Annotated in this window: 10 protein-coding genes; 4 read left to right on the top strand and 6 right to left on the bottom strand. The window is 66.8% G+C overall.

The genetic code is table 11. The features are described 5' to 3' along the window. The 6 genes from DBR22_RS10030 to DBR22_RS10005 form a co-directional block, all read right to left on the bottom strand. Positions 1-1757 (bottom strand): FAD-dependent oxidoreductase (locus tag DBR22_RS10030; RefSeq protein ID WP_258229125.1); only part of this gene is annotated, 1757 nt, incomplete at its 3' end. Positions 1758-1789: 32 nt separating this feature from the next. After that, positions 1790-2137: a molybdopterin oxidoreductase gene (locus DBR22_RS10025; RefSeq protein ID WP_108598897.1), complete on the bottom strand. Its 348-nt coding sequence runs from the start codon at positions 2135-2137 to the stop codon at positions 1790-1792. 186 nt (positions 2138-2323) lie between these two features. Continuing rightward, positions 2324-4027 (bottom strand): ABC-F family ATP-binding cassette domain-containing protein, encoded by a 1704-nt coding sequence (locus DBR22_RS10020; RefSeq protein WP_108598896.1) that lies wholly within the window; start codon positions 4025-4027, stop codon positions 2324-2326. A gap of 293 nt (positions 4028-4320) precedes the next feature. Next, complete coding sequence (locus DBR22_RS10015) at positions 4321-5196, bottom strand: metal ABC transporter permease (RefSeq protein WP_181365113.1); 876 nt, start codon at positions 5194-5196, stop codon at positions 4321-4323. A gap of 3 nt (positions 5197-5199) precedes the next feature. Continuing rightward, positions 5200-6018 carry a metal ABC transporter ATP-binding protein gene (locus DBR22_RS10010; RefSeq protein ID WP_258229124.1) on the bottom strand — a complete coding sequence of 273 codons (819 nt, stop codon included), beginning with the start codon at positions 6016-6018 and terminating at the stop codon, positions 5200-5202. After that, entirely contained in the window at positions 6015-7016 is a 1002-nt protein-coding gene (locus tag DBR22_RS10005; protein ID WP_108598895.1) for a metal ABC transporter substrate-binding protein, read from the bottom strand. The genes DBR22_RS10010 and DBR22_RS10005 overlap by 4 nt, the downstream gene beginning before the upstream one ends. Positions 7017-7108: 92 nt before the next feature. Here DBR22_RS10005 and DBR22_RS10000 point away from each other — a divergent pair, with 92 nt between their 5' ends. The 4 genes from DBR22_RS10000 to DBR22_RS09985 all read left to right on the top strand — a co-directional run. After that, the gene (locus DBR22_RS10000; protein ID WP_108598894.1) at positions 7109-7870 is read left to right on the top strand and encodes a CPBP family intramembrane glutamic endopeptidase; all 762 of its coding nucleotides are present in this window, start codon (positions 7109-7111) and stop codon (positions 7868-7870) included. Positions 7871-8119: 249 nt separating this feature from the next. Then, entirely contained in the window at positions 8120-8560 is a 441-nt protein-coding gene (locus DBR22_RS09995; protein ID WP_108598893.1) for a VOC family protein, read from the top strand. 21 nt (positions 8561-8581) lie between these two features. Beyond that, complete coding sequence (locus tag DBR22_RS09990; RefSeq protein WP_108598892.1) at positions 8582-9532, top strand: 1,4-dihydroxy-2-naphthoyl-CoA synthase; 951 nt, start codon at positions 8582-8584, stop codon at positions 9530-9532. A 60-nt stretch (positions 9533-9592) separates the two neighbouring features. Next, positions 9593-10231, top strand: a 639-nt coding sequence (locus DBR22_RS09985) for an AMP-binding protein (RefSeq protein WP_146187461.1), incomplete at its 3' end; no start/stop codon positions are given.

Here is a 10231-nt window from a genome sequence, read left to right as displayed (position 1 = left end):
CCCTTCATCTGCGGGACCACCGAGAAAGTGCCGTCACGCTGGATGTTGGCGTGGACGCGGTCATTGATGAAACGGGCATCGCGTTCGTCGATGTACTGGTCCGCGAGCATCATTTTCAGCAGCGAGGCCAGCCCCATCTTGGACTTTGCATCTTCGGTACTCCCCGGGGCCAGGGCCTGGAACACCGAGGAGACGGATCGTAGGCCGCGTTTACGGATCTCCGCCACCAGCGCGGCCTTGTCCAGCGGTATCCCGGGCACGTAGTAACTGGCGGCCGGGTCTTCCTCCACGGCGCCGTCCGCGGCCCACTCCACCACCTGCTTCACCAGGAGCTTGCAGGAACCGCAGCCCTTGCCGGCGCGGGTGGCATCCATCGCGCCGGCCACCGTGTTGCAGCCACCCTTGACCGCGCCGACCAGCGCCTTCTTACTGACCCCGTTGCAGTTGCAGACCTGGGCGTCGTCGTCCAGCTCAGCCACGCCGACGTCCTCCCCCGGTGTTCCCAGATCGAACATCAGCCCGATCCGTTCCTCCGGCAGGGGCATGCCGCGGTCGTAGGCCTGGGTCAGGAAGGCCACCTTGCGGCTGTCGCCGAGCAGGGTGGCGCCCACCATTTTGTTGTCCCGGACCACGATGGACTTGAAGATGCCCCGGCTGGGCTCGGAGAAGACGATGTGTTCGTCGGTATCGCGCTCCGGACCGTGCAGGCCCATGGATGCCACTTCGACGCCCGCCACCTTCAGTTTGGTGGCGGTGCGGGAACCCAGATAGGCCGACGTCGTATCGGCGCCGGTCACGTGGTTGGCCAGCACCACGGCCTGTTCCCAGAGCGGCGCCACCAGGCCATATACCTGCCCGCGGTGCTGGACGCATTCACCCACGGCATAGATGTGGTCCTCGTCCTGGACACGCAGCTGGTCGTCCACCACGATGGCACGTTCCACCGGCAGGCCGCTGAGCACGGCGAGGTCCACATTGGGCCGGATGCCGGCGGCCACCACCACCATGTCGCACTCGATGTCGGGCCGGTCCCGGAGGCTCACCCCGGTGACCCTGTCGGTGCCCAGGACACCTGTGGTCCGGCTGCCCGTGTGCACCCCGATGCCCAGGGCCTCCACGCTGCGGCGGAGCACCGCACCGCCGTCGGGCCCCATCTGGGCGCTCATCAGGTGACCGGCGGAGTGGACAACCTCCACCTCGATGCCGTGGCTCCGCAGGCCATAGGCTGCCTCGAGGCCCAGGAGCCCGCCGCCGATCACCACGGCCCGCCGGTGGTGCTCCTGCTGGGCGTGGGCCACCATTTTGCGGGTGTCGTCGATGGTCCGGAAGCCGAAGATGCCGTGCTTCACGGAGCCGCCCGGCGTGTAAAGGCCGTCCATGGGCGGCATGTGGGAGCTGCTGCCGGTGGCGATGATGAGGACGTCGTACGGTGTGACCCTGCCGTCGTTGGAGAACACGTGCCTGGTGGCCTTGTCGATCCTCTCGGCCCGGACTCCGGCGTGCAGGTCGATGCCGTTCTCCTGGTACCAGGACAGGGCGTTGAGGAAAATATCGGCGTCGCTTTCCTCCCCGGAGAGGACGTGGCTGAGCATGATGCGGTTGTAGTTTCCGTAGGGCTCGTCGCCGAACATGGTGATGCTGAACTGGTCCGCGCCGCCGCGGGCCAGGATTTCCTCGACTGCCCGGGCGCCGGCCATGCCGTTGCCGATCACCACCAGGCGGCGCCGGCCGTCCCGGACCGGCTTGCGTCCCTGCATGCGCGCCTGCGGCCGTTCGGCAAGGCTGGTCATCAGTGCTCCACCATGCCGAGGTCGATGACCAGATGACCCGAGGCCGCTTCAGGCGCCACCAGGTACAGCTCGATCACCGTGCCGCCCTCGATGTCCTCCACCACCCGGAGCGGGACGTGGACATCGCCCTTGGCCCCTATCGGGAAGTAGCGCATGGGGACGCCGTTGCGCATCAGCACCACGGTGACGAGTTCGCTGCCGGAGTTGCCGCCCCGGAAGTAGAGCGTCTGGTTGATGACGCCGTCGGGGACGTAGTGGGAGAGCTCGCTGTGGATGGGGACTGGTTTTTCCATGCCCACGCCCTGGAACGGGTAGATGCCCTGCAGGAAAAGGTTCTTGGTGATCACGTCAGGATCCTTTCGGCCGGCGGAATGAATGGCACAGGCCCCATTTTCCGCCGCCGATGTTTCCGCCTGCCGGTCCGCCGGTAACGATCCTTTTACGCAAACCTCACCGCTTCGGGAGCCGGGGTGGCTCCGCTGCCGCCGGCAGACTTTCTGCCGCCGACTGACTTCCTGCCGCCGGCTGCCCCCTCAGGCGGGGGCGAGCGCTCCGTTGTCCATCGAGTACCTGATCCAGCGGCCTGCATCGTCCGTCCGCGACTTTTCGCTCTTCCGCGCACAGCGGGCAAACCATTCCCGCAGGGCGCGATCGTGGCTGACCATGACCAGCGTCCCAGCGAAGCCCTCCAGCACCTCCTCCAGCTGCTCCACCAGGACGGGAGCCAGGTGGTTGGTCGGCTCGTCCACGATGAGGGTGGAGTACCCGCCCAGCAGCAGCCGCGCCAGTGCCAGGCGGCGCTGCTGGCCTGCGGACAGGCTGCCCACCGGAACATGGAATTCGCTGGTGCGGAACAGGCCCAGGCGCAGGAGTGCTTCGGCATGCTCATCGATGTTGCCGCCGAGACCTGCCGCGAACGCCGGGAGCAGGCGGAGGCCGGGCCGCTGGGGCAGCTCGAGTTCCTGCTGGAGGTAACCGACCCGCGCAGGCCGCTCCACCATCCCCTCCGGGGGTTCCAGGGTCCCCGCCAGCACGGAGAGAAGCGTGGATTTTCCGGCGCCGTTGGGGCCGGTGATCAGGATTTTCTCACCGGCGCCGGCCTGGAAATTGGTGGCTCCCAGCCTGCCCGGAACCTGGACGCCGCGGGCCTTCAGGACCACCGACGTCGGCGGGAGACCTTCGGTGCCGGCGTCCGGCGTCGTGCGTCCTTCCGCTGTCCCGTCGACCGCCAGCTCCGCCATCAGCCGCAACGGAACAGGGGGACGGTCCACCGGGCTTGCTTCCAGCCGCCTCAAACGCTCCTGTGCGTTGCGGACCTTGCTGCTCGCCGCTTTCTGCCACGTGCCGGCCTTGAAATCAAAGCCCACCTTGTCGTTGTCGCGCTTGCGGCCGTAGCCCATGGTCCCGGCCACAGTCTCCGCCTGGCGTTTTTCGGCCGCCATCTCATCGATCCAGGAATGGTACTGCTGGACCCAGCGCTCGCGTTCGGCTGCTTTCTCGCGGAGGTAGCCGTCGTAACCGTTGCCGTAACGGGTCACGGCTCGGCGCTCGGCGTCGACCTCGATGATGGTGGTGGCGACTTTCCTGAGCAAGACGCGGTCGTGTGACACCACCACCACAGTGCCGCGGTGGGCCGCCAGCCGGTCCTCAAGCCAAGCGGTGCCGCGGGCGTCGAGATGGTTGGTGGGTTCGTCCAGGAGCAGGATGTCCGCCGGATCAGCCAGCACGCAGGCCAGCGCGACGCGCTCCTGTTCCCCGCCGGACAACGATCCGAGGGTCCGTTTCCGGTCCAGCCCGCCGAGGCCCAGCCGGTCCAGCGCCGCCTCCACCCGGGATTCCGCGGCATAGCCCTCCCGCAGCTGGTACTCGGTCTGCAGCCTGCCGTACAGTTCCAGCTCTTCGTCCTCGGCATCGGCCAGCCCCGCTTCCAAGCGGTCCAGCTCGGCCTCAAGTGCCCTCAATGAGGAAAGGGAAGCGTCGATGGCGGCGCCCACGGTGAACGACTCCGGCAGGCCATGGGTCTGGGCGAGGTAGCCCACCCGGCCGTGGCTGCCCGTGGTGCCCTCATCCGGAGGCTCGAGGCCGGCCAGGATCCTCAGCAGCGTGGATTTGCCGGCACCTTTTTCGCCCACGATGGCCACGTGCTCACCTGGGTTGATCACCAGATCGACGGCATTCAGGAGCTCACGGTCCCCGTAGCCGTGGGAAACGCCGGAAAGGTGGAGATGTTCAGTCACAGGAAGTCCTCGCAAGTTCCGCAGTGTGGCCGCCGGGGCTGAACCGGACGGTTCATCCAGCGCTCGACGGCGGCCCTGGTTTTTCGGGGAACAGTCCGGCGTGGCCGGGCTGCTGGTTAGGACTTCATCGCACCAGCGTGCCCCGCCCGACGCCGCGGCGTCAAGCTGCACGGCCGGTGACGGCGGCGCCCGGCCCAAGACCGGCGTCGTCCGCCACTTCGACGGTTCCCTGCACCCACGATGGCGACGAACGTCGAGTGTGCAGGGAACCATCGAAATGGGCGCCGCGACCACTACACGGCGAGGACGGCCGCTTTCCGACGCCGGGCCTTGGCCAGCCGGGTGCCGATCAGGCCTTGCCGCGGGCTGAAGAGGTAGACCGCAGCAAACACCACGCCCTGGGTGAGCACCACCATGGCGCCTGAGGCAGTGTCAAGGTAGTAGCTGAGGTAGATCCCGGCGATCGAGCATACGGCCGACACCACCGGGGCGATCACCAGCATCCGGTTGAAGCGGTCGGTCAGCAGGTAGGCGGTGGCTCCGGGGATGATCAGCATGGCCACTACCAGCACCACCCCGACGGTCTGCAGGGCCACCACGGAGGTCAGCGCCAGCAGGCCCAGGAGCAGCGCGCCGAGCCGCTTCGGTGAGAGCCCGATCGCGTGGGCGTGGGTGGGATCAAAAGCGTAGAGCGTGAGGTCGCGGCGCTTGAGAATAAGGATGGCGAATGCCACGACGCCGAGCACCAGTACCTGGATCAGGTCCGGGATGCTGACGCCCAGGAGGTTGCCGAAGATGATGTGGTTCAGGTCGGTCTGGCTGGGCGTGACGGAGATGAGCACCAGGCCCAGGGCAAAGAGGGTGCTGAACACGATGCCGATGGCGGCGTCCTCCTTGACCCTGCTGGTGTTGCGGACCACGCCGATCAGGGTCACCGCGATCAGCGCGAATACCAGCGCGCCCAGGGCGAACGGCGCGCCCACAATGTAGGCCAGTACCACGCCTGGCAGCACAGCGTGGGAAACAGCATCCCCCATCAGCGACCAGCCGATCAGCACCAGCCAGCAGCTCAGCACTGCACAGACGACGGCGGCGAGCGCCGTGGTGACGATGGCGCGGACCATGAAGTCGTAGCTCAGCGGTTCGAGCAGGATGTCCAGAAGGTCCATGACTCAGCCCCTGTTCTTTGCGGGGGCGGCATCGGCGCTTGCTGCCGGATCTTTGTGGCCGTGGCCTCCCGGGGCGCCGTGTTGCGGGAGCGGGCGGTTGAGCACGTCCAGGCCGAACGCCATGGCCAGGTTTTCCGGCTGCAGCACCAGTTCCGGGGCACCATGCATGAGCACGCGGCGCATCAGCAGGACCGCTTCGTCGCACAGTTCCGGGAGCGCGTGGAGATCGTGTGTGGAGATCAGGATGGTGCAGCCATCGGAGGCCAGCTCCTGCAGCAGCCGGGTGATGGTGGCCTCGGAGCGCTTGTCCACGCCGGCGAACGGTTCGTCCAGCAGCATCATGGTGGCGCCCTGGGCGATGCCGCGGGCCACAAAGGCCCGCTTCTTCTGCCCGCCGGACAGCTGGCCGATCTGGCGGCCCGCATACTCGCCCAGTTCCACCCGGTCCAGCGCTTCGTCGACGGCGGCCTTGTCGGCTTTGGACGGGCGCCGGGTGAACCCCTGGTGCCCGTAGCGGCCCATCATCACCACGTCGCCTACGGACAGCGGGAACTGCCAGTCAACATCCTCGCTCTGCGGCACATAGCCGATCCCGCCCTCCTTGCGCGCCTTCGACGGTGACTGGCCGCCGATCAGGACGCGGCCGGCGTCGGGCTTGATCATTCCCATGATCACTTTGAAGAGTGTCGATTTTCCGGACCCGTTCATGCCGATCAGGCCGCAGATCCGGGCGGCGCCAAGGGTGAGCGAGGCGGAATCGAGCGCCAGGACCTCGCCGTAGTGGACGGTGACGTTTTCAACCAGGATGGCCGGGGTGCTCATGGCTTTGCCCCTGCTGTCGCGCTGCCCGTGCTGCCGGCCAGGGCCTTGGTGATGAGATCGGCGTCGTGCCTGATCAGGTCAAGGTAGGTGGGCACGGGGCCGTCCGCTTCGGAGAGTGAGTCCACGTAGAGGGTGCCGCCGAACCTGGTCCCCGTGGCACCCACCACCTGCTGCATGGGGGCATCGGACACCGTGGATTCGCAGAAGACAGCGGGGACCTGGTTGGCCTTGACGTACTCGATGGCGCGGGTGATCTGCTGCGGGGTGGCCTGCTGTTCAGCGTTCACTGCCCAGATATAGACCTCGCGGAGGCCGGCGTCGCGCGCCAGGTAGGAGAAGGCGCCCTCACACGTCACCAGGGCACGCTGGTTCTCCGGGACTCCGGCAAGGCTGGCTTTCATCTCGTCCTGCACAGCCTGCAGCTGGGCTTTGTAGGCATCGCCGTTGGCCCTGAAGGCCTCGGCGTTCTCCGGATCCAGTTCAGCGAAAGCCTTCACCATGTTGTCCACATAGATCTGCACGTTCACCGGCGACATCCACGCGTGCGGGTTGGGCTTGCCCTGGTAGGAGTCCTCGCTGATGGACATCACCTCCACGCCGTCGCTCACCACCGCGTGCGGCACGTCCAGGCCCTCCACGAACTGGGCGAACCAGGCTTCAAGGTTGAGTCCGTTGTCCAGGATGAGGTCGGCTTTGGAGGCTTTGCGGATATCGCCTGGGGTGGGTTCGTAGCCATGGATTTCGGCGCCCGCCTTGGTGATGGACTCCACGGTGAGCTTGTCCCCGGCGACGTTGCGGGCGACATCGGCCAGAACCGTGAAGGTGGTCAGCACCACCGGTTTGCCGTTGTCGCCGTTACCGGACGCATCACCGCCACAGGCAGCAAGAGTCAGGGACAGAACGACGACGGCGGCAGCGCCGGCAGCGCGGAGGCCCACCGTTCCCCGCGCGAACGTTCGGGCGGCTACTTTGGCGCACCGAAACATAAATTTAGGCATACCGAATATTCTACGGGACCCCGAACTTGGCCCGCAATGTGACGCCGCCCTCACCGCACCCGCACGGCACGGCTCCCGGCTAGGCTGAATGCATGGCCACCACACACCGGAAACCACCGGCTCCGCAGCCTGGGCTGTACAGGTTTTCCCCCCTTGATTTCACCACCGTTGGCCTCTACGTTGCCGTTGCCGGCTTCTTCGCCCTGGCCGGGGAACTGCTGGTTCCTTTGCTGCTGCAGGTGGCCCCCAGTCCGGCAGTGGCGTCCTACGGTGTGAACCTGATCTTCTACGGCTCCATCGGGATCCTGGCCCTGTTCGCCGCACGCCAGGTAGCCGCCCGCGACCTCCGCGTCCTCGCCACCCGCCCGTGGTTCACGGTGCTGATGGTGCCCGCGGCCGTGGTGGCCATGATGATCCTCACCGCCCTGGTGGTGTCGGCCTCCGGCGAGGTGCAGACCTCGGAGAACCAGGCCGGACTGCAGGCGCTGATGCAGCAGGTCCCGGCGTGGCTGATGGTTCCGGTGCTGGTGGTGATCGGCCCGTTTGTGGAGGAGTACATCTTCCGCCACCTCCTGATCGGCAAGCTCAGCCGGCGGCTCAATATCTGGCTGTGCTGCGTCCTGTCAGTGGTGCTGTTCGCCGCCATCCACATCGCCGGCCAGGAGGCCATCACGCTCCAGGCCCTGCTTCCCTACCTCGCGATGGGCACCACCCTGGTTTTTGTCTACGTCTGGACCGGCAAGAACCTGATGTTCTCCTACTTCGTCCACGCGGCCAAGAACCTGCTGGCAGTGGTCTTCATCTACGCCATCCCGCCCGAAGTGTTCGAACAGCTCCAGCAGGTCCAGCCCTAGCCGCCCTGCCCCAACCCACCACACCCCAAACCAACACGCCCCACCAACGCGCCCCAACCAACGCGCCCCAAAACCAACGCGGGGTCACTTATGGCCCAATATCGCTCCGTTATCGGGCCAAAAGTGACCCCGCGTTGCAGTAATGGCGCCCCGCGTTGCAGTAATGGCGCCCCGCGTTGCAGTAGACGTTGCGGCAGGAGGGGGCCGTACACCCTACCGCCGTGCCCGCCGCCGTCGTACGTTGGAACGATGGGACTGATCACGCAAACAGTTGTTGACTGCCATAATCCGCACGAACTTGCCGACTGGTGGGCCGAAACCCTGGACTGGGCAGTGGAGCCGCAGGACGAGGCCTTCATCCGGTCCATGATCGAGCAGGGGTTCGCCACCGACGACGAAACCCTGGTCCACAACGGAAAGCTGGTGTGGAGGACAGGTTCGGCCATCCGGCCTCCCGAGGAACTGGACGCAGCCCGGCCCACCCGGCGGATGCTCTTCCAGACCACTCCGGACGAAAAGACCGTGAAGAACCGCGTCCACTGGGATGTGCGGATCGAGGACCGGGACAAGGATGAGGTCCGCCGCGAACTCGAGGCCCGCGGCGCCACCTTCCTCTGGACCGCCAACCAGGGCCCGCACGAGTGGCACACCATGGCAGACCCCGAGGGCAACGAGTTCTGCATCAGCTGAGCCGATTACTAGACTTGTCCGGTGAGCAACCAAATTCCCGCCAAGGTGTCCGACGTCTTCGACCCCACCCGCTGGCGCACCGTGTCCGGCTTCGATGACTTCCAGGACATGACCTATCACCGCCAGGTGGAACGCTCCGCGGACGGCACCACCAAGGACCTTCCCACCGTCCGGATCGCCTTCAACCGGCCCGAGGTCCGCAACGCCTTCCGCCCCGGCACTGTTGACGAGCTCTACCGCGCCATGGACCACGCCCGGATGTCCCCGGACGTGGCCACCGTCCTGCTCACCGGCAACGGCCCCTCCTCCAAGGACGGCGGGCACAGCTTCTGCTCCGGTGGGGACCAGCGGATCCGCGGCCGCGATGGCTACCGGTACGCGGAGGGCGAAACGAAGGAAACCATCGATCCCGCCCGTGCCGGCCGCCTCCACATCCTCGAGGTCCAGCGGCTCATGCGCACCATGCCCAAGGTGGTCATCGCCGTCGTGAACGGCTGGGCAGCCGGCGGCGGGCACTCCCTGCACGTCGTGGCCGATCTCACCATCGCCTCCCGCCAGCACGGCAAGTTCAAGCAGACTGACGCCACGGTGGGTAGTTTCGACGCCGGCTACGGCTCCGCGCTGCTGGCCCGCCAGATCGGTCAGAAAGCCGCCCGCGAAATCTTCTTCCTGGCCCGGGAGTACACCGCGGAAGACATGGTGCGGATGGGCGCGGTCAACGAAGCCGTGGACCACGAGCGCCTGGAGGACGTCGCCTTGGAATACGCCGCGGACATCGCCCGGCAGTCACCGCAGGCCATCCGCATGCTGAAATTCGCCTTCAACCTCGCCGATGACGGCCTGGCCGGCCAGCAGGTCTTCGCCGGCGAAGCCACCCGCCTGGCCTACATGACGGACGAGGCCGTGGAAGGCAAGGAAGCCTTCCTGGAGAAGCGGGACCCGGACTGGTCGCGTTTTCCGCACTACTTCTAAGTCCCGGAGCACTTCCGGGCACGGCTCACTTCCCCGCGTAATTCCAAGGCAGGACGGCACATGAATAACGGACCCCGCACCAGCGGCCCCCTCAACATCGACCCCGCGCTCACGGCCCTGGCCGCCGCCCTGCACGGCGAGGGACCCGCCGTCGAACTTTCCATTGGCCCCGACGGCCAGCTGGTGGTGGGGCACACTGAGACGCCGGGCTGCGATGACGCGGTGGCGGTGGTCCGCACATCAGGCTCGACCGGCGCACCGAAGGCCACCATCCTCACCGTGGAGGCGCTGGCAGCATCCTCGATGGCCACAGCATTCGCGCTGAAGGGCGAGGGCCAGTGGCTCCTTGCCCTGCCCGTGCAGTATGTGGCCGGGATTCAGGTCCTGGTGCGTTCACTGTTCGCCGGAACCCGCCCGTGGGTCATGGACCTCTCCGGCGGCTTCACCCCCGAGGCGTTTACGGCCGCGGCGCTGGAACTGACCGACAAAATCCGGTTCACGTCGCTGGTGCCAACGCAGCTGCAGCGGCTCCTGGAATCGCCGTCGACGGACACGTTGGCCGTGCTGCGCCGGTTCAACGGCATTCTGCTGGGCGGCGCACCCGCCCCGGCCCGGCTGCTGGAGGCCGCGCGCGAAGCCGGCATCCGTGTCATCACCACCTACGGTTCCGCGGAAACCTGCGGCGGCTGCGTCTACGAC

This window comes from Arthrobacter sp. HMWF013, from assembly GCF_003061105.1.
Lineage (GTDB): Bacteria > Actinomycetota > Actinomycetes > Actinomycetales > Micrococcaceae > Arthrobacter.
The sequence above is the reverse complement of the archived record's forward strand: the minus strand, read 5'-3'. Positions and strand labels throughout refer to the sequence as shown.